This is a genomic window from Duganella sp. (assembly GCF_039595735.1).
Classification (GTDB): domain Bacteria; phylum Pseudomonadota; class Gammaproteobacteria; order Burkholderiales; family Burkholderiaceae_D; genus Rugamonas.
In genome coordinates this window covers 93,889-114,145 of sequence record NZ_JBCNLB010000012.1, presented here as the reverse complement: position 1 = coordinate 114,145, position 20,257 = coordinate 93,889, and the positions used below count along the sequence as shown (strand labels likewise).

15 protein-coding genes are annotated in these 20,257 nt (G+C 66.6%); 4 read left to right on the top strand and 11 right to left on the bottom strand.

The genetic code is table 11. From position 1 onward, the window contains the following. Nucleotides 1-75 precede the first annotated feature (75 nt). Nucleotides 76-459, top strand: coding sequence for a DUF4351 domain-containing protein (locus ABDW57_RS19315; protein ID WP_343731801.1), 384 nt, complete (start codon nt 76-78; stop codon nt 457-459). 53 nt (nt 460-512) lie between these two features. Continuing rightward, nucleotides 513-1,415 carry an alpha/beta hydrolase gene (locus ABDW57_RS19310; protein WP_343731800.1) on the top strand — a complete coding sequence of 301 codons (903 nt, stop codon included), beginning with the start codon at nt 513-515 and terminating at the stop codon, nt 1,413-1,415. Here ABDW57_RS19310 and ABDW57_RS19305 read toward each other — a convergent pair. After that, the gene (locus tag ABDW57_RS19305; protein WP_343731799.1) at nt 1,357-1,713 is read right to left on the bottom strand and encodes a nucleotide pyrophosphohydrolase; all 357 of its coding nucleotides are present in this window, start codon (nt 1,711-1,713) and stop codon (nt 1,357-1,359) included. The two genes, ABDW57_RS19310 and ABDW57_RS19305, sit on opposite strands and share 59 nt — an antisense overlap. 103 nt (nt 1,714-1,816) lie before the next feature. Between ABDW57_RS19305 and ABDW57_RS19300 the strand changes: the two genes are divergently transcribed. After that, the gene (locus ABDW57_RS19300) at nt 1,817-2,683 is read left to right on the top strand and encodes a head GIN domain-containing protein (RefSeq protein ID WP_343731798.1); all 867 of its coding nucleotides are present in this window, start codon (nt 1,817-1,819) and stop codon (nt 2,681-2,683) included. Between the two features lie 6 nt (nt 2,684-2,689). Here ABDW57_RS19300 and ABDW57_RS19295 read toward each other — a convergent pair whose 3' ends face one another. The 5 genes from ABDW57_RS19295 to ABDW57_RS19275 form a co-directional block, all read right to left on the bottom strand. Then, entirely contained in the window at nt 2,690-4,963 is a 2,274-nt protein-coding gene (locus ABDW57_RS19295; protein ID WP_343731797.1) for an EAL domain-containing protein, read from the bottom strand. A 93-nt stretch (nt 4,964-5,056) separates the two neighbouring features. Continuing rightward, entirely contained in the window at nt 5,057-5,689 is a 633-nt protein-coding gene (locus ABDW57_RS19290) for a head GIN domain-containing protein (protein WP_343731796.1), read from the bottom strand. 114 nt (nt 5,690-5,803) lie between these two features. Further along, complete coding sequence (locus ABDW57_RS19285) at nt 5,804-8,272, bottom strand: chemotaxis protein CheW (RefSeq protein ID WP_343731795.1); 2,469 nt, start codon at nt 8,270-8,272, stop codon at nt 5,804-5,806. 159 nt (nt 8,273-8,431) lie between these two features. Then, nucleotides 8,432-8,719: a PsiF family protein gene (locus ABDW57_RS19280; RefSeq protein WP_343731794.1), complete on the bottom strand. Its 288-nt coding sequence runs from the start codon at nt 8,717-8,719 to the stop codon at nt 8,432-8,434. Nucleotides 8,720-8,811: 92 nt separating this feature from the next. Next, nucleotides 8,812-11,937, bottom strand: coding sequence for an alpha-1,6-glucosidase domain-containing protein (locus ABDW57_RS19275; protein WP_343731793.1), 3,126 nt, complete (start codon nt 11,935-11,937; stop codon nt 8,812-8,814). Nucleotides 11,938-12,268: 331 nt separating this feature from the next. Between ABDW57_RS19275 and ABDW57_RS19270 the strand changes: the two genes are divergently transcribed. Continuing rightward, nucleotides 12,269-12,442, top strand: a complete 174-nt coding sequence (locus tag ABDW57_RS19270; protein WP_343731792.1) for a hypothetical protein — start codon at nt 12,269-12,271, stop codon at nt 12,440-12,442. Here the strand turns inward: ABDW57_RS19270 and ABDW57_RS19265 are convergent. From ABDW57_RS19265 to ABDW57_RS19245, 5 genes are all read right to left on the bottom strand, one after another. Continuing rightward, nucleotides 12,439-13,947: a tryptophan halogenase family protein gene (locus ABDW57_RS19265; RefSeq protein ID WP_343731791.1), complete on the bottom strand. Its 1,509-nt coding sequence runs from the start codon at nt 13,945-13,947 to the stop codon at nt 12,439-12,441. The two genes, ABDW57_RS19270 and ABDW57_RS19265, sit on opposite strands and share 4 nt — an antisense overlap. A gap of 20 nt (nt 13,948-13,967) precedes the next feature. Continuing rightward, nucleotides 13,968-14,972 carry a cupin-like domain-containing protein gene (locus ABDW57_RS19260; protein ID WP_343731790.1) on the bottom strand — a complete coding sequence of 335 codons (1,005 nt, stop codon included), beginning with the start codon at nt 14,970-14,972 and terminating at the stop codon, nt 13,968-13,970. After that, entirely contained in the window at nt 14,965-15,669 is a 705-nt protein-coding gene (locus ABDW57_RS19255) for a SapC family protein (RefSeq protein ID WP_343731789.1), read from the bottom strand. The genes ABDW57_RS19260 and ABDW57_RS19255 overlap by 8 nt, the downstream gene beginning before the upstream one ends. Nucleotides 15,670-15,683: 14 nt before the next feature. Further along, nucleotides 15,684-17,219, bottom strand: a complete 1,536-nt coding sequence (locus tag ABDW57_RS19250; protein WP_343731788.1) for a tryptophan halogenase family protein — start codon at nt 17,217-17,219, stop codon at nt 15,684-15,686. A gap of 91 nt (nt 17,220-17,310) precedes the next feature. After that, the gene (locus ABDW57_RS19245) at nt 17,311-20,238 is read right to left on the bottom strand and encodes a TonB-dependent receptor (RefSeq protein ID WP_343731787.1); all 2,928 of its coding nucleotides are present in this window, start codon (nt 20,236-20,238) and stop codon (nt 17,311-17,313) included. Nucleotides 20,239-20,257: the final 19 nt, after the last annotated feature.

Below are 20,257 nucleotides of genomic sequence, written 5' to 3'. Positions count from 1 at the left end.
TTGTATTGGATCAATATTGGTGCGGGCCGGCTGCGGCGATGCGCCGGCCGGCATGGTGGCAGGAAGCGCATACTGGTGCTATTCGATGTCATTAACTGGATGATGGCCTTGCCCGAGCCATATGAGCAGCGCTATTGGCAGTCTGTTGTGCAATGGGAAGAGGAGCGCAAAATGAAATGGATTAGCCCGTTGGAGCAGTCATTCATTGAGAGAGGCTTGCAACAAGGCCTGCAACGGGGTCGGGAGCAAGGCAGAGAGCAGGGTCTGGAGCAGGGATTGGAACAAGGTCTGGAGCAGGGATTGGAGCAGGGCCGCAAGGAAGGTGCCGCGGCGCTGTTGGAGCGCCTTCTGACGCGGCGCTTCGGGCCGCTGCCGCAGGCGGTGCGCCAGAGGCTGGCGAAGGCGGAGGTGGAACGGATCGAGGCCTGGTGTGATGCCCTGCCCGAGGCGCGGTCGTGAAACAGGTGTTTGCCGGCGCGGTGGATGGCGCAGGGATCGTGTAGCATAAGCGCATGCTGAAAAAAATACGACATACTTTGCTGGCCGCCGCGGCAGCCGGCAGTGTGGGCGGCACCGCGCTGGCTGCCACGCCCATGACCTTGCAGGATTATCTGGCGCTGAGCGGGCCGGCGCCGACCCGCCATGTGCCCTACGGTGTGGCGCCGTCGCAGTTTGCGGAGCTGTTCCAGCCGGCCGGCGCCGGGCCGTTCCCGGTGGCGGTGATCATCCATGGCGGTTGCTGGACCAGGGAGTTCGGCGGCATCACCCAGATGCGCAATATGGCCGGCGATCTGGCGCGCCAGGGCATCGCCGTGTGGAATGTCGAGTACCGCCGCTACGACGAGGCCGGCGGCGGCTATCCGGGCATGTACCACGATGTGGCGACCGCCATCGACCGGCTGCGCACGCTGGCGCCGGAGCACCAGCTGGATCTGGCGCGCGTCGTGTTGGTCGGCCATTCGGCCGGCGGCCATCTGGCGCAGTGGGCCGGCGCACGCGCGCGGCTGCCGCGCAGCAGTCCCCTGTATGTGGCCGATCCGCTGCCGGTGCCGGTGGTGATCAGCCTGGGCGGCCTGGCCGACCTGCGCCACGAGCAGGCGCTGATCAAGACCAGCTGCGACCGCGATATGGCGCAGCTGGCCGGCGTGGCCAGCGCCGCGCGGCCCGATATTTTCAGCGATACCTCGCCGGCCGAGATGCTGCCGGCCGGCGTGCGCACGGTGCTGATCCATGGCGAGCACGACACCATCGCGCCGCTGCGCGCGGGCCAGGATTATGCCCGCCGCGCCATCGCCGCCGGCGACGCCGCCGAGGTGCTGGTGCTGCCCGGCGGCAGCCATTACGACGAGGTGGCGGCTACTTCGCCGTGCTGGGCAATCGTGGCGGCGCAGATCCGCAAGGCGCTGGGTATTTGAGGGCGTTGAGCGCCATCTTTTCCACCGCGGCCGCGTGCAGGTCGACGTTCAGCTGGTCGGCCAGCTGCACCAGGTAGAGCAGCACGTCGGCCAGCTCGTGGCGCACGGCGGCGCGGGTGGCATCGTCCAGCTCGTGCGCGGCGCCGCTGGCCAGCCACTGGAAGTGCTCGGCCACTTCGGCCACTTCCACCGACATGGCCATGGCCAGGTTCTTGGGCGTGTGGTATTGCGCCCAGTCGCGCGCGTGGGCGAACTGGCGGGTGCGGTCGCGGAGGTCGTGCAGATCGGAGGTCGTCATGGCGCGGTTCATTCCCTGTTTTCTACCGTTTGTCGCATGGCGCACGCGCGGGCCGGCGGCGCTGGCTATAGTGGCGGCATTATAACTTCAAGGACTTGCCATCATGCGCCATACGCTCATCACCCTTGCCGCTCTTTCCAGCCTGGCCGGCTGCGCCGTGATCGTGGTGCCGGATGGCGACGGCGGCGTGCATTACAAGTCGGCCTTCAGCAGCGATGCGCTGCAGGGCAACGGCCAGCATGCGGTGGAAAGCCGCCAGGTGGCTACGCTGGACGGGGTCGATATCAACGGCGGCATGCAGGTCGAGATCCGCGTCGGCCAGGCCACGGCGCTGCAGGTGGAGGGCGACAGCAATATCGTGCCGCTGCTGCGCACCGACGCCAGCGGCGGCACCCTGCGCATCTGGGTCGACGGCAATGTCCGCACCCAGCATCCGCTGCGCATCGTCTACAGCACCCCGGCGCTGCGCCAGCTGAGCGCCAACGGCTCGGGCGCGCTGACGGTCAGCGGCCTGCATGGCGGCCCGCTGGAGCTGTCGCTCAATGGCTCGCGCGCGGTGCGCCTGAGCGGCAGCGTCGAACGCCTGGACGCGCGCCTGAACGGTTCCGGCGGCCTGAACGCGTCCGCCCTGCGCAGCGGCACCATCACGGCCGGTCTGAACGGCTCCGGCCGGCTGGAGCTGGGGCAGCTGGATGGCGAGGCGCTGCATCTGGAATTGCGCGGCTCGGGCGGCGCCAGCGCCAGCGGCCGGGTGCGCAATATGACGGTGCGCCTGAACGGCTCCGGCAGCGCCGACCTGGCCGGCCTGAGCAGCCAGAGCGCCGACCTCAGCAGCAATGGCTCGGGCGGCATTGCCGCCACCGTGACGCAGTCGCTGGTGGCCTCGGCCAACGGGTCCGGCGGGGTGACGGTGTATGGCAATCCGGCCCAGCGCAATGTCAGCGGCAAGCGCGTGACGGTGCTGAATTAAGCTGGCTCAGGCCGCCGCCAGCGTGTGCCCGGCCTGCAGCCGGGCGATCAGGTCCGGCAGCGGCAGCGGCCGCGCAAACAGGTAGCCCTGCATGCTGGCGCAGTCGTGGGCGATCAGGAAGTCGGCCTGGGCCCGGGTTTCCACCCCTTCCGCCACCACCCGCAGCCCAAGGTGGCTGGCCATGGCCAGGATCGATTGCACCAGCGCCTTGCTGCTGGGGTCGTCCGGGGTGTCGAGGATGAAGCTGCGGTCGATCTTCAGCTCGTACAGCGGCATTTTCTTCAGGTAGGCCATGCTGGAATAGCCGGTGCCGAAATCGTCGATCGAGAAGCGCAGGCCCAGCGCGCTCAGCTGGTGCATGCGGGCGATGGTTTCGTCCATCTTGTCGATCAGCAGGCCTTCGGTCACTTCCAGCACCAGCAGCTGCGCCGGCGCGCCGCTGGCGGCCAGCGCGCGCTGCACCTGCTCGACAAAGTCGGCCTGGCGGAACTGGGTCGGACTGACGTTGACCGACAGCGGCATGGCCAGCCCGGCCGCCTGCAGCTGCAGCACGGCGGCGCAGGCCTGGTGCAGCGCCCAAGTGCCGAGCGCAACCATCAGGCCGGATTCTTCCGCCACCGGGATGAACACGCCGGGCGGCACCATGGTGCCGTCGGCCTGCGGCCAGCGCATCAGCAGTTCGCCGCCGATGGCGTGGCCGTGGCGGTCGACCTGGGGCTGCACATGCATCTGCAGCTGGCCGGCGGCCAGCGCCGCCGCCAGCTCGCGCTCCAGCGTCAGGCGCCGCTCGACTTCGGCCTGCATCGCGCTTTCAAAGAAGGCGATGCCGTTGCGGCCGTCCGACTTGGCGCGGTACATGGCGGTGTCGGCCTCGCGCAGCAGGTCTTGCGCGGTTTGCGCGGCGGCGCCGTCGCGCGGCAGCATGGTGACGCCGATGCTGGCGGTGGAGTTGTAGCTCTGGCCGGCGATCTCGAAATCCTGGCCGATGGCGGCGCGGATTTTTTCCGCCACCGTCAGCGCCGCGTGGGTGGCGCCCGCCAGCTCGGGCGACAGGTGGCCCAGCAGCACCACGAATTCGTCGCCGCCGATGCGCGCCACGGTGTCGGCCTTGCGCATCAGCTTGCTCAAGCGTTCGGCGGCGTTGCACAGCAGGGCGTCGCCGGTGGCGTGGCCGCGCGCGTCGTTGATGGTCTTGAAGCGGTCGAGGTCGATGAACATGACGGCGCTGTAGGTGCCGCCGCGCGCCGAGCTGGCCAGCAGCTTGTCGATGCGGTCCATCAGCAGGCGCCGGTTGGGCAGGCCGGTCAGCACGTCAAAGAAGGCCAGGCGGTGGATATCGTCCTGCGATTTCTTGCGCTCGGTGATGTCGCGCTCGACCGCCACCCAGTGGGTGTTGACGCCGCCCTCGTCGGCAAACGGCACCAGCTCGGTCTCGACCCAGTACGGCTCGCCGTTCTTGGTGTAGTTCAGCAGCTCGGCCCGCACCGGCTGGCTGCGCGCCATGTGGCGCTCGATCTCGTCCACCACCGCCTGCTCGGTGGCGGGGCCGCGCAGCATGCGCAGGTTCTGGCCGATCACCTCGTCGCGCCGGTAGCCGGTGCGGCGCTCGAACGCGGCGTTGACAAAGATGATGCGCTGGGCGGTCTGCGGCGCGGCCGCGTCCTGGTCAACCTGGGCGATCAGCACCATGTCGTTCAGGCGCGCCACCGCGGCCGAGGTCAGGCGCAGCTCGGCGTTGAGGTCGCCCAGCTGGGTGAGCGAGCGCTCCAGGTGCTGCAGCAGCACCGCGCACGACAGCGTCAGCACCGCGGTCATGAACATGAAGTTGAGCGAGATGATGCCGGCCTTGAGGAAGGCGTAGTCGGGCAGGCCCGCCAGCTGCAGGCTGGCGTTGTCCTCGAAGCCCAGCACCATCACCGCCAGCCCGGCCAGCGCCAGGGTCCACAGCGCCGGGCGCAGGCCCAGCAGCAGCGCCGCCAGCACCGGCACCGCCATCAGGTAGATCTGGCTGACCGGCCCCACCTTCAGCAGCAGCGCCAGGCCGACCATGAAGGCCACCGCCAGGAAGTTGACCACGCGCACGGTGTACCCCAGCCGGCGCCAGCGCCAGATGACGCCGATCCACAGCAGCGCCACGCTGTCGACGATGGCAATCGACCACATGCCTTCGCTGATGGCCAGCAGCACGCTGGGCACCGCGGTGCACAGGCCCAGCAGAAACACCACCAGCAGCAGTCGGGCGAAGATTTGCGCGCGCCAGTGCGCTATGTCGTTTGCCACAGGCACGGGGAAAGCCTCCAGATGCGTTGCGGTTGCTTGGTCAGCTGATAGTACCTGCATTCGCATCTCGTGTCACCGGGGCAATTATTCCTTTCAGTCACCGGCCTTGACATTGCCGATGCCGGACACGTCCTTGTTGACCTTTTTCGGGTGGCCGTAATAGGTCAGGCTGCCGATGCCCTTGGCCACCGCGTTCAGCAGCCCGGTGGCGTACACGCTGACGTTGCCGACGCCCTCGAACTGCACGTCGACCCGCTCGGCCTGCAGCTGGCGGGCGTCGACTTCGCCCACGCCCTTGGCGTTCAGGCGCAGGTACTTGACCTTGCCGTTGGCGGCCAGGTGGCCGGCGCCCAGGTAGCTGATGTCGAGGCGGTCGGTGTTGACCTGGTTGATCAGGGTTTCGCCGGCGCCCTCCACCTTGACCCGGCTCAGCGACGGCAGCGTGATGCGGATGGTGGGCGCGCCCTTGGATGAGCTGAACTGCTTTTCCGGCAGCAGGATCTGCAGCTCATTGTCGATCACCTCGGTCTTCAGCAGGCTGACGAACTGGTCCTCGCCGCTGACCACCACCGACTGCGTCTTGCCGACTTCCACCCTGAGACTGAAGGCGCCCTTGGCGTTGATGGCAATGAAGCCCGGCAGCGAGCGGATGGACTCAGCCGCCTGGGCGGCGGCGCCCACGGTGAACAGGGCGGGGAGCAGGACGGCAGCAACGGTACGGCGCATGGGATTCCTCGGTAAGGTTAACAAATTCGACAATGTTAATTTTACTGAACTTGTCGCCCGCCGCCGACAGGTTTGCGATGAACGGCACAAATCGGCGCCGGTGTTGCGTCCTGACTACGCCCGCAGCCGGGCCAGCAGGCGTGCCAGGCACAGTTCCTCGATCAGCAGCTGGCCCTGGTTGGCCTGGATCAGGCGCGGCGCCAGCGCGGCGCCGGCGCTGTCCAGCGGCGAGGCGGTCAGGTCGGCCGGGTCGAACGGCTGCACCGCGTGCAGCTCGTCCACCAGCAGACCCAGCACGGTGTCGCCGTGGCGCACCAGCATCACCTGGCTGTGTTCGGTCACCACGCCGGCCTGGCCGCCGACCAGCAGCGCCAGGTCGAACACCCAGACGCAGTGCTGGCGGCCGCCGGCCAGCGCCGCGTCCAGCATGCCGATGCGGGCCGGGTGGGCGGCGCTGGCGGTGCGCTGCACGCGCGCGAACGGCAGCGCTTCCTGGATGTGGGTCGCGCGCAGCGCCATCAGGCTGGCGCCGACCTGGAAGATGGCGTAGTCGGGGCCGCTGTCGCGCAGGCGCTCGATCGCCACCCGGGCGGGCGCCGGCAGCGCGGCGCCGCTGCGCACCGGGCCGAACGCTTGCAGCAGCACCGCCAGCACCGCTTGCTCGACGCCGGCGGCGGCGCGGAATTCGCGGTAGCCGCGGGCGCGGCTGCAGGCGGCTATCACGTACTGGCCGTCGTGCGGCAGGATGCGGGTGACGCTGGTCCCATCGTTGCTGGCGGCCTCGGCCAGCAGAGCCGGCGCCAGCGCCAGCTGCGCGCCGGGCACATGGGCCGGGTCGGTGCTGGCCAGCAGCTGGCCCTGCGGCGTGACAAAGCAGGCGTGCATGCGGGGCCGGCCGGCCACGCCGCTGTGCAGCATGTTGCGCAGCTCGGGGGCGGCGTCCAATACGCAGCCGATGCCGCCGATCACCTGGCCGCCGGCGGCGCGGATCGCCGCGTGGTAGGTGTAGGTCGGCTGGCCGCCATAGAACGGCGAGGGGCCGAACGGTTCCGGATAGTGTTCCAGCGTGCTGCGCAGGGCGCTCACGCGCGCCAGCGTGTCGGCGCCGATGCCGTGGCCGACCAGGTCGTCGCCGCCGCTGCTGGCCACGATGCGGCCGCTGCGGTCGTACACGAACAGGCGCGCGTACACCGTGTACAGGCGGTTGATGGCGTCCAGCACGCCGGCCATGGCGCGCCCCGCCGGCGCCGCCGGCTGCGCCAGGCCGGCGCGCAGCGCGGCCGACTGCGCCCACCAGCGGCAATCGTTGGCGCGCTCGTACAGGTTGCGGTCCAGCAGGTCGACCAGCAGCTGGGCGGTCATGCCGGCCTCGCTCAGGCTGGACGCCAGCACGGTCTGGTACAGGTCCTGGATCGAGTGCGAGAACAGGGCGTCGCTGCGCTGGCCGGTGTCGGTGATCTGGTCCAGCACGGTGTTGAGCTGGCTGCCGCCGGCCGCGCTGTGGTTGGCGGCGCTGGTGACCTTGCCGTTCCAGACGATGCGCTCGATGGTGCGGGTGGTGCGCGTGACTGCGCCCATCAGCTCGTGCAGCGCCGGGCTGAACGCCTGTGCGTGCGACAGCAGGCCTTGCATCAGGTCCGGCGCCACCGCCGCCAGGGCCTGGCTGCCGTGCGCGCGGAACGCCAGTTCGACCGGCATCATCAGCTGCGCCTTCCAGCCGGCCGGGCCGGGATAGCCCTGGTAGCCGGCCGCGCTGAAGGTGCGCACCAGGTATTCGCGGCCGCCAAACATCAGCAGCCGCGGCTGGCCGTCGGGGTTGGTGGGCACGCGCACCCCGGCCGGGATCCACAGCGGGTCGGCGCTGCTGATCACCTGGTCGTGGGCGTCCAGCAGCAGCATGTTGGCGCGCTGCGCCGGATCGCGGTAGGCGGCAAAGATGGCGGCCATTTCCTGCTCGAAGTGGAAGCACAGGCACAGCACGCCGATCGGGGCACCGCTGTCCGGGTGCCGCATGCGGTGCGCGTAGACCAGGGCGCGCGGCTGGCCGGGGCGCAGGTCGGTGGCGCGGAAGGTTTCGACATAGCCGTCGGCGGCCAGGGCGGCGGCCAGCAGCGGGTCGTGGCTGAGGCCCACCGGGTTGGCCGGATCGGCCTGCACCAGCACGCGGCCGGCCAGGTCGAGCAGCAGGATTTGATCGTAGACGGTGTACTTGTCGCGGTAGTCGGCCAGGCGCTGGCGCGCGGCCCCGGCGTCCTGGTCGAGGCCGGCGACAAAGCGGCACAGGTCGGGGTCGGTGGCCAGGAAGCCGACATCGGCGGTGCGCTCGTACAGGTTGCGCACCAGGATGTCGATGGCGTAGCGCGCCTGGGTGCCCAGTTCGGCCAGCACGTGGCGCACCTTTTCCTGCACCAGATTGGCCACCAGCGCCTGTTCCAGGTGCGCGAAACCGGTGCGCGTGGCCACCATGGCCGGCAGCAGCAGGCGCGCCTCGGCCGGGCAATGCATCTTGGCCGAGGCTTCGATCAGGCGCCACATCTGGTTGAGTTCCCGCAGGGACAGTTCGCAGCGGGCGACGTCGGGCATATGGGGTAGGAAAGTGCCCGAATTAGCTTGAGAGTAAGTGGTCATTACATTGCGCTAGTCACAAAGGAGTAGTTTTAAAGCAATTAATATGCCCACAGAGATACTTTATTCGCAAAAAAAGCCGCCCGGGCGGGCGGCTGGGGCCAGCGCTGGCGCGGCTTATTTGTTGCTCAGGCATTCCTTCATGAAGGCCTTGCGCTCATCGCCTTTCTTGCCGCTGGCGTCGGCATTGCATTTTTTCATCTTGTCCTGCTGGCTCAGCTTGGGCGCTTCGGCGGCCGGCTTGGCGCTCAGGCACTCCTTCATGAAGGCCTTGCGTTCATCGCCTTTTTTGCCGGCGGCGTCGGCGTTACAGGTTTTCATCTTGTTCTGCTGCGCGGTCGGCTCGGCCGCCAGCACGGCGCCGCTCAGGGACAGGATCAGACTGGCTACGAACAGTGTTTTCATGGATTTCCTCGCAGGTGTGTGGGCGCGGCGGAGATACGGATATTGCCGCCGGCCCACTATAACCAATTCCCCGCCAATATCCAAGTGCCGGCTCAGCCGTCCTGGCCCGGGCCGTTCTCCACGAACACCACCGTGCTGCGCGGCGGCACGGTGAAGCTGCCGCGTGCGCTGGAATAGCTGGCGCCGCTGATGTGGCGCTGCAGCTGGTGCAGCTTCAGCTTGCGCACTGCCAGTTCCGGCACGCTGACCGTCTGCGCGGTTTTGGTGACGTTGAACAGGGTCACCACCGACTTGTAGCGGGCGCCTTCATAGCCCTGGCCGGCAATGCTCATCACGATCACGCCCGGCACCTGCGCCGGTCCGGTGTTGTGGAAGCGCAGGCGCTCGCTCACGTCCTGCGCCGTGCGCAGGCGGAACAGGCTGCTGTCCTGGCGGATTGCCAGCAGCGTGTTCATGGCGTTGCGGGCGCTGACGATGGCCGCGCTGTCCGGCTTGATCAGCGGGTTGGCCAGGATCGGCGCCATCAGCGGCCAGTTGCCGGCATTGACCGCCGCCAGCGGCAGGCCGACGCCGAAGTTGTTACTCTGGTAGCTGTAGTCCAGCTTGTTGAACCAGTCGCCGGCGTCATAGCTGTCGCGGTCCAATGATTTGGAGCGCAGGATTTCCTGGCCGGCGTGCAGGAAGGGCACGCCCTGCGACAGCACGGTGAAGGCCGCGCCCAGGTTCTGCACCCGCACCCGCTCGGCCAGCGGCGTGCCCGGCGGCAGCCTGAAGGCGTTGATGTCAAACAGCGTCTGGTTGTCGTGCGCTTCCACGTAGTTGATGGTTTCCGACGGCTGGGCGGCAAAGCCGGCCTGCTGGCCGAAGTAATCAATTTCCGCATTCTTGCGCAGCACCCCGAAGCGGTCGGTGAAGCGGTAGTCGCGCAGGGTGCCGGACAGCGCCACCTTGGCCAGGTCGCCCAGGCGCAGCAGGTCGTCGCGGGTCTGCGAAGAATGGCCGTTGGGATCGTCGTACACGCCGTTGATCAGGCCTTGCTGGCTGAGCAGGGCCGCGCCGCTGTCGCAGCAGCCGCCGCCGCGCAGGGTGTCGCGGATGCGGTCGTTGAACGAGCCGATGCCGCTGCCATACATATTGGCCTGGCGCGCCTGCACGAAGCGGCTGTCGTTGGCCACAGTGCCGAAGTTCCAGGCTTCGCCGTACAGGTAGATGTCGCGCCCGGCGGCCTGGTTGACCGCCGTCTGCAGCTGCTTCATCACCGCCAGCGGGGTGAAGCCCATGATGTCGAAGCGGAAGCCGTCCACCTTGTAGTCGCGCGCCCAGGTGGCGGTGGAGTCGATCATCAGCTTGGCCATCATGAGGTTTTCCGCCGCCGTGTCGGCGCAGCAGCTGTCGTTGGTGATGCCGCCGCCGGCGTTGAGGCGGTAGTAGTAGGTCGGCACGATCTTGTCCAGCACCGACAGCGGGCCTTGCTGCGAGGCGCTGGTGTGGTTGTACACCACGTCCATCACCACCCGCAGGCCTTGTTCGTGCAGGCCCTGCACCATGGCGCGGAATTCGCGCACGCGCACCGCGCCGTCATTGGCGTTGGACGCATAGCTGCCTTCCGGCGCGCTGTAGTGGACCGGGTCATAGCCCCAGTTGAAGCAGTCGCTGCCGCGCGCCGCTTCCACCGCGGCCTGCTGTTCGGTGCCGTTGGCGGCGCCGTTGGGGATGGCCGGCGTGCTGCAGCCGGTTTCGTTGACGCTGGCGATGTCAAACGCCGGCAGCAGGTGGATGTGGCTCAGGCCGGCCTGTTGCAGGTCGCGCAGGTGGCGCATGCCGTCGGACTGCCGGTCGGTGAAGGCCAGATACTTGCCGCGGTGGGCGGCCGGCACCGTGCTGTCGCTGGCGCTGAAGTCGCGGATGTGCAGTTCGTACAGCGCGATGTCGGTCGGATGGTCGAGGCGCGGCAGGCGCTGGTGGTCCCAGCCGTCGGGCTTGAGCAGGCGGCTGTCGAGGTCGGCCACGAAGCTGCGCTGGCTGTTGGCGTTCAGGCTGAACGAGTACGGATCGGTCACCGTGTTGTTGACCAGCGTGTTGCCGGCCCAGCGCGACAGCACCTGCACATTGTAGGTGTAGTAGTAGCGGTTGACCCAACTGGCGTCCGGCGCGCTGTAGCTCCACACGCCGCTGGCCTGGTCCTTGACCATGGCGCGCGTTACGCTGGCGCCGCTGCTGGCGTCCGGATAGAGGTTAAGGCTGACCGACTTGGCGGTCGGCGCCCACACGCGGAAAGTGGGCGCGCCGCCGCTGCGCGCATAGCTGACGCCCAGCGTGGCCTGGCTGGCGGCGCCGGCAAACACGCTGTCGAGCATGCCGCTGGTTTGCAGCGAGGTCACCTGCACCAGCTTGCCGGCCGCGTCGAATTGGGCGATGGCGAACTGGTAGCTGGCCTTGCCGGCGATGGTGGCCGCATCGTCGGCCGACATGCTGAGCGCGGTGGCGCCGGCCAGGTGCGGGTATTTCTGCTGCAGCGCCGGCGGCAGGGCGGCCGCGCTGCGCAGGGCAATGCTGCCGTCGGCGCCGCTGACGCCGTCGACGCCGGAACCAAGGCCGCCGTTGATGGCGTAATACAGCTTGTAGCTGGCGCCGCTGACCGGCACGCCGGGCCAGGCCAGGGTGGCGGCGGTCAGCCAGTGCGCGTTGGCGTTGTTGAGGTTGCCGAAGCTGATGGCCGGCTGGCTGTTGTAGACGGTGCAATCGCCTTCCAGCATCCAGACTTCCTGGCCGGCGCTGGCGATATCGCTGCGGAAGGCGGCCGATTGGTCATTGCCGCAATTCTTGTTGCCGCTGCCGTCGGTCACCAGGAACCAGATCGCCGGCTTGCTGGTGTCGACCGGGATGTCGACGTAGCCGCCAAAGCTGTCGCTCTGGGTCATCATGAAGCGGCCGCTGATCCAGGCCGGACTGGGGTGGGCCGGGCCATCCCACGAATACACGCCCCACTGGGCTTCGTCGCCCTGGGTGCGGTGGAAATGCATGCGGATGCTGCCGGGTGCCACCGGGGCGCTCTGCATCGCCGTGCCTGTTCCTGAGCTGGCGGCGCGCAGACCCAGGGCTTTGGCAGTTGGTGCGGCGCCGCCGGTGTCGCTGCCGCCGCACGCCGCCAGTGCCGCCAAGACGCTGGCTGCCAGCGCGAATTTCATCTGTGAAACTAAACTACAGTGAAGTTTCATGCTTATCTCCGTTGTTGTCATGGTTTTGCCTCCAATCTTCGATGGACTGGATGGGTTTGTAATATTACTACTTGCAAAATTCGGAAATGATAAATATTTTTCACGAGTGTGGCGCGCCAGGAACAGGGCAAAAAATCTTGCGCAGGAGGCGAGAGGGGGACCGTAGGCCGTCCCCCTGTGGCAAAGTCACTTTTTTTTCCTCTGCTTTTTTCTGTTTTCTTCTGCTTTGAAATTTGCAGAGATTTGCAGGTCTTCAAGATGGCGCACCAGCTTGCGGCTGGAACTGGCCCGGCAGCTCGGGGCGCCCCCAACGACCGCGACGGCGCCTTCGTTGGCGGACGCGACGGTGGGCGCCTTGCTGTCGGCATTGCAGGCGCCAATGCCGGCCGCCCAGCCGCCCTCATCGCCGCCGGCGGCGGCGCGCAAGGTGACGCCCGGCGCAGGCCGGGACTTGCCGGAGCGTCGCCAATACCGCTTCCGGCTGGAAGACGTGGCGTTTGATTAGGCGGCTTTGGCGTCCGGGCGGCCGCAGTAGCGTTCGACGTAAGCCTGGTGGGTCGGCAGCTGCACCACGGTGCGGTCGATGCGGCCCTTGATGCCGCCCAGGAAGGCGCGCAATTCCTCATCGCCCATCAGGTCGGCGGTCTGGTGGTGCGACTTCGGCATGATGCCCTGGCCCAGCATCACCTGGATCCACGAGTTTTCCGCAAACAGCTCGTTTGGAATGCGGAACACGCGCCCGGTTTCCCTGAACAGCTCAATGCGGTGCCGCAGCGAGGCTGGAATGCTCATCTCGCGCGCATCGATCCAGAATTGCGAATCCGTGCGGTTGTTGACGTGGTAGTGCAGGATGATGAAATCGCGGATGTGATTGATCTCGTTATTGCACTGGAAGTTGTACTCGTCGATATCCACCTGCTGGATGCCATCCGACGGGAACGACTGCATCAGGCGGATCACGCTGCGCTGGATCAGGTGGATGCTGGTTGACTCGATCGGCTCCAGGAAGCCGCTCGACAGGCCGATCGCCACCACATTGCCCTTCCAGGTGCGGCGCCGCTGGCACGGCGTGAACTTGATCATGCGCGGCTCGATCAGCGTCTTGCCCTCCACATTGCCCAGCAGCTGCTGGCGCGCGGCGTCGTCATCGAGGTAGCGGCTGGAATACACGATGCCATTGCCGACCCGGTGCTGCAGCGGAATGCGCCACTGCCAGCCGGCCTGGTGCGCCATCGAGCGCGTCAGCGGCACCGCGTCCCCGACCGAGCTGGTCTGCACCGCGATCGCGCGGTCGCAGAACAGCCATTGCGACCAGTCTTCCACCGGTTCCTGCATGGCCTCGCCGATCAGCAGCGCGCGGAAACCGGTGCAGTCGATAAACAGATCGCCCTCGATTTGTGCGCCCGAGGCCAGCGTAACTGAACGCACGTCGCCGTTGTCGTGCTGGCTGTAGCTGACGATCTTGCCCTCGATGCGCTGCACCCCGCGCGCCTCGCTCAGGCGGCGCAGGTATTTGGCGTAGCGGCCGGCATCCAGGTGATAGGCGTAATTCATGCCGTTGTTGGGCAGGTGGGCAAAGCGGTTTTCCAGCGACGCCTTCAGCTCCAGGCAGTAATCGCCGTAGTCGCTGGCCAGGCCGCGCTCGACGCCCTTGTGCCAGAAGTGCTGGAAGCCGGCGGTCCAGTGGTCCACCCCGGTGGTGCCAAACGAGTGGATATAGTCTTCCTTGACGTTGCGCCAGCCTTCAAAGCTGATGCCCAGCTTGAAGGTGGCCTGGGTCTCGGCCATGAATTCCTGCTCGTTGATCTCCAACACGTTGTGGAAGTTCATCAGCGTCGGGATGGTGGCTTCGCCCACGCCCACGGTGCCGATTTCTTCCGACTCGATCAGCTTGATGTCGAGCTGCTTGCCCAGCACCTTGGACACGCCGGCCGCAGCCATCCAGCCGGCCGTGCCGCCGCCGCAAATGACGACGCGGCGGACGGGGTGGCGATTGTTCGGGTCGCGCATGTGGTGGTCTCCTTTATGCTTTAGCGATTGAATCGTTTCAGTAAGAGCGTGCGCAGGGCGCGCGCGCCGTCCGCGGTCAGCGGCGCCATCACCCCGCGCGCAGCGGGCGGGATGTGGGCGGCGGTGTCCTCGTCCGCTTCGAAAATATAGTGGCGGAAGATTTCCTGCCAGGCCTTGCGCTGCGCCGGCGGCAGATCGCGCAGGGTGAGGAAGGCCGCCATCAGGGCGTTGGTGGGCGTGTCCATATAGTCCGGCGACTGCCGCCACCAGTAATTCACCAGCACGTTGAAGGCGTCCAGCGCCTCGATGTGGTGCCACCACATGCTGGGAATGAACAGCGCATCGCCCGGCCCCAGCACCGCGCTTTGCGCATGCCGCAGCGCTTCGGCAAAGCGCGGGAAGCGCGCGAAATCCGGCTGCCGGAAATCCACCAGGCTGATGGCCTGGCCGGCCGGGTTGAAGTCGACCGGGCCGACATACAGGTTTTGCAGCTGGTCCGGCGGGAACAGCGTGAAGCGCCGGTGCCCGGCCGCCACCACCGCCATATTGTCCGGCAGGTCGTAGTGGGCGGCGATGCGGGTGCGGTTGCCGATCCAGATGCTGGCCAGGGCGTCGCGCTGGCCGAGCTTGAGGTCGTTGTGCTGGCGGAAGCCGGGCAGGCAGGTGTCGATGCTGGTCGAGCCCACGTACACGGTCGGCGCCGGATCCATGTTGCGCTTGGCTTCAATCTCATCCAGCACGCCGGTCAGCTTGACGTGCACCGGCTGGAAGTTAAACCCGCTCAGGTCGCTGTTGTAGAAGAAGCGTCCGCCCGCTTCCGGCGGCCCCAGCATGGCGCCCACGGTGGCGCCCTGGTAGTGGCGCCGCAGGTAGTCGCTGCCGGCGCGGTCCGACTCCAGCGCTGCCCGCACCATCGGCCAGCCGGCCGCCAGCCCGCGCAGCACCAGCGGCGTGGTGGCGCTGAGGATCTCGTCGGTCAGGTCGTCCGGCCCCAGGCCGCTGACTTCGCGGATGGCGTCAGACATGGAGCGTGGCGTTCTTGCGGTCGATCAGCGCGCGGAAGTTGGACAGCGAAGCCAGCACCAGGTAAATCGCTTGCAGGTAGTTGGCCTGGTGCAGCTTGACGATGGCCTCGCCGCTCAGGCCCTGCAGGCGGTCCTCGTTGATGGTGTAGAAGCCGACCAGGCGGTTTTGCGAACCGTCGTTGAGCTCCACATCCAGCACAAAGCTTTCCAACAGCTCGTGCTCCAGCAGCGCGCTCAGGAAACCCTGCAGGCTTTGCATGCCCTGGTGGATGGTAAACAGCAGCGAGTTGGCCTGCTCCAGGAATTCGGTGGTGCCGCCGTGCGGCTTGAACACTTCCTGGCCCTCGGTCCGGCTCACGCGCGGGTGGTCGAGGTCGACGTTGACCATCAGCTCCTCGCCGCTGACGCCGATCAGGAACGGCTGGCGCTCGATCATCATCGGCACATACGGCGCGTCCCAGCGCTGGCCCTGGAGGAACAGGTTCTCGCCCTCCTGAAAGCCGAACAGGGCGATCGGCTCGAAGCCCAGGCCGTCCACCGTCTTGCGGAAGACGATCGGGTAGCAGGCCTGCACGTCGCGGAATTCGGACGGGAAGGTGACCGCCGACATCACCTGGTCGCCCAGGTCGGCGCCGCGGCGGGTGATGACGCGCAGGTCGCGGTGTTCAAGGTTGTTCAGTAAAACCGGGTTAGGCATAGATGTCTCTCGTTTTAGATTTTCTGCAAGCCGTGACGCTTGATGTGGTTGATGAGCGCGCGGTTGTCAGGCAGCGCGCCCAGCATTTTCCGGGTTAATTCGCCAGCTTCCTGGAAATAGTGGTCGGCCATGGCGGCCTCCTGCGGCCGGGGCGCGCGGCTGAAATCGCTGCGGAAGCCCATGCCATACAGGATGTACTGGTAACTGGCGGGCGGGAACACTTCCTCGATGCGGTCAAAGTCGCTGCGCGACGGCGCCCGGTGACGCCACAGCGTCAGCAGGTCGCGCAGGCGCTGCGGCAGCCTGGCCGGATCGGTGTTGTCGCGCCAGTAGGCGCTGTCGCGGCGCTGGCTCAGCGCATAGTGCAGCTTGAGGAAGTCGATCACGCGTTCCCAGCGGTAGGTAAACGCCGCGTTGAAGCGCGCGGCCACGATGTCCATCGCCGCGCGCGTGGCCGGCAGGTCGTCGCACACCATGGCGGCCGACATTTCCACGATGGCCAGCGCCGACGCCTCCAGCGGCTCGATGAAGCCGGCCGACAGGCCGATCGCCACGCAGTTGCGGTGCCAGAATTTTTCACGGTAGCCGGGCGCAAAGCGCAGCTTGCGCGGCGCCGGGATCTCGGTCTGGCCGCTGGTCTGTGCGATGTAGGCACGCAGCTCGGCCTCGGCCTGGTCGTCGCTGATATAGGCGCTGGCGTACACATGGCCGACGCCGCGCCGGCCCGGCAGGCCGATGTCCCAGATCCAGCCGGCGCTTTGCGCGGTGGACGAAGTCTGCGAGGCGATCGGATAATCCTCGGCCGGGTAGGGCACTTGCACCGCCAGCGCCGCATCGTTGTACAGCACCTGCTGCTGCGGGATCAGCGGAATGCCGTAATGCTGGCCCAGCAGCAGCGACTGCATGCCGGTGCAATCGATGAACAGCTCGCCCGCCAGCGCGCCGTGGTGCTGCGTCTGCAGCGCGGCAATGTCGCCGTCCGGGTGGGCGCTGATGCCCACCACATGGTCCGGCACATACTGCACTCCCAGCTTTTCCAGGCAGTGCTTGCGCAGGAACAGGCCGAACTTGCCGGCGTCCAGGTGGTAGCCATAGTTGGCCACCGCCGCGTACTCGGGCGTGACCACCTGCTTGGGCGCGCGGCCCTGGGTGCACAGGTGCGGCTGGAAGCTGACCAGGTCGGCAAACGGAATGTGCGGGTGCTGCGCCTGCCATTGCTGTGGCAGGTCGACCTCGCCATAGCCCTGCGGCAGCACGAACGGGTGGAAGTAATAATCGCCGTCGCCGCCGTCAACCCAGCGGTTGAAGCGCGAGCCCTGCTTGAACGCGGCGTCGCACTCGCGGAAGAAATCGGATTCGGACACGCCGATGCGGCGCAGCGTGTCGCGCATGCTGGGCCACGTGCCTTCGCCAACCCCGATCGGCGCCACCTCGGGCGATTCGATCAGCGTCACTTGCAGGCCGCCGGCGGCGCGATGTTCGGCAGCGATCAGGCCGGCGGTCAACCAGCCGGCGGAACCGCCACCCACAATCACGATGCGTCTCAGCATAATGGTCTTATTACGTAATAGATTACAGGGAGTGTAACCGAAAAAAGGCCGCTGACGGAACAGCGGCCTTTTCGTGGCATTACTACAACAATCAGAACTTGTAGCGCAGGCCTACCATGTAACGCGGACCATTTTGCGTGACCGATTCCAGCTGCTGCTTGGTGCGGCTGTGCACGCGGGTGATCTCGTTGGTGACGTTGATGCCTTCCAGCTGCACGCTGAGCTTGTCGTTGAAGGCGTAGGTGACGCTGATGTCCACCTGGCCATACGGCTCGACGTACTGCGGGTTGGGGCCGGAACCGTCAAAGGTCGAGGCCAGGAACTCGCCGCGCCAGTTGTAGGCCAGGCGCGCGGTCCACTTCTTGTCCTCGTAGATGCCGATCACATTGTACGAGTTGGACAGGCCCACCAGCGCGAACTGCTCGCCCAGCTTGTTGTTGTCGTAGCGCAGGCCCGAATGCACATAGGTGTAGTTGGTGGACAGGCCAAAGCCGCTCTCGCCGAACATATGCTGCAGGTTGATCTCGGCGCCGCTCAGGTCGGCCTTCTTCTGGTTGGAGAAGGAGGTGATGCGGAAGTTGGCGACCGGATCGTTCGGCTGGCCGACGATGGTGCCGTTGACGTCGCCGTTGACGCCCGGCGGCGTCACGCCCGGCGCTGTCGGGTGGTTGGTGAAGATGTAGTTGCGGATGCAGGTGGTGTCCGCCGACTGGCACTTGCCGGACGACAGCGCCTCGTTCCACAGCGCGCCGCCCACCGGCGTGTGCAGGTTGAACGGCGTGGCGATGATCTGCGACTGGCCGGCGTAGTTCTCCAGGTTCTTCTTGAACAAGCCCAGCGAGACGAAGTTCTGCTTGCCGTAGTACCACTCGTACGACAGGTCGAAGTTCTTCGACTTGACTGGCTTCAGCGATGGGTTGCCCTGTGAGCCGGTGCCGCCGTCGGTGCGCACCAGCGAGTTCAGGGTGGTGCCGCCCTGGATCTGGTCATAGCGCGGCCGGCCGATGGTTTCGCCGTAGCTGAAGCGCATCTTCTGGTTCGGCGTCAGCTCGATGTCCGAGTCAAAGCTTGGCAGCAGGTTGTTGTACTTGCCGGTCAGGGTGGTGAAGGTCGGATCGCCAAAGGTGATCGGGAACTCGTTCTGCGACACCCACCGGATGTTGACGGCGGCCGGCACCAGCGCGGTCGAGACCACATCGGTCTTCTCGTAGCGCAGGCCCAGCGCGGTGTGGATCGGCAGCGCGGTATCCCAGTCGGTGTTGAACTGCAGGTATAGCGACTTGGATTTCTCCGAGGTGCGGGCGTCGTTGTCGAAGTAAGTCTTCGGCAGGTACAGCTCCGGCTTGCCGGAAGCGGTGGCCACCAGCTGGCGCACCTGGGCGAAGTTGAAGGTGTAGAACTGGTTGAACAGGTTGGGGTTGCCGCTGCCATCGATCTGGTCGAAGTAGCCGCGCACGGTTTCCGGATGCCACACGCTGCTCGGGTAGTCGGACGGCTTGGTGGCGCCGCCCCAGGTGTCGCGCTGGTTGTTGGAGAACGCCGAGCGGTTGTCCACCTTGGTGTAGTTGAGGCCGAACTTGACCTCGGACGCATCCAGCACCTTCCACGCGCCCTTGACCTGGGTCTGGTCGACCTCGCCGCGCATATAGGAGTTGGTGAACACCGAGCCGGTCACCTGCTGGCCGGCTTTGACGAAATCGGCGCCGTCAATGCTCAGCACCGGGAAGTCCTTGCTGAAGTCGGCGGTGGTGTTGCCGCGGCTGAAGCTGGCCGTGCCCAGGGTGTTGCTGGAGCCGAAGGGGCTGTCGGCGCCCGAGGTGGCGGTCGAGTGGTGGGTGTCGAAGTCGAAACGCAGCTCGCTGGTCGGCTTCCACACGGCGTTAAAGCCGAGCGACTTGTTTTGCGTCTTGGTGGCGAAGTCGGCGGCGCCCATGGCGATGTCGCTGTTGGCCACGAATTCCTTGTAGATCAGCGGGCTGGACGGCGAACCGGCGGTCCACGAACTGCTCGACGGGCCGAAGTTGAACCACGCCGAAATATCGTTGCGCTTGGTCTGGATCTTGTTTTCCGAATAGGTGTAGTCCAGCGTGGTGACCAGGGTGCTGACCGGCTTGTACTGCAGGGTCAGCTGGGCATTGGTGCGCTGGCGCTTGACGCCGTTGAAGTTGTAGTTCAGGTTTTGCGGCACCGAGTACAGCTGGCTGCCGGTCGGGCGGTTGGTGATGGTGCAGGCCGGGCAGCTGTCGCTCGGGCCTTGCGGGATGGTGCCCCAGTTGTTTTCATCGCCGCGGAACGGGCCTTTCCAGCCGTTGGAGACGGCCGCGGTGTTGTAGCCCAGGTTGCGTTCCTGGTAGCTGCCGGTCAGCGCCACGCCAAAGGTGTTGTCGGCAAAGGTGTTGGAGTAGATGCCCGACACTTCCGGCGTGGTCGAGCTGCTGGCCTTGACGTCGCCCGGCAGGTTGCCGTTGGTGGTGTCGTGCACGGCCTTGGCGCCGATGCTGGCGTGCAGGCCGGGACGCTCGAATGGGCGCGCGGTCATCACGTTCAGGGTGGCGCCGATGCCGCCGGTCGGCGATTCGGCGCGGCTGGTCTTGTACACCTGGATCTGCGAAATGGCTTCCGACGCCAGGTTGGCGAAGTCGAAGGCGCGGCCGTTCAGGTCGCCCAGATTCGAGGTCGGCATCTGGCGGCCGTTCAGCAGCACCATGTTGAAGTCAGGGCCGACGCCGCGCACCGTGATCTTGGAGCCTTCACCGATCGAGCGGTCGATCGAGACGCCGGAAATGCGCTGCAGCGACTCGGCCAGGTTGGTGTCGGGGAACTTGCCGATGTCTTCCGCCACAATGCCGTCGACGATGCCGTCGGAATTGCGTTTCAGGTTCATCGATGAAATCAGCGACTGGCGCAGGCCGGTCACGACCACGCTCTGGACTTCCGGTTGCGCCTCGGCGGCTTTCACCGGGGCGGGGGCTTCCTGCGCGTGGGCTGCCGCGCAGGCACTGGCTACTGCCAGACTCATTAAAGTTTGTCGTGCCTTT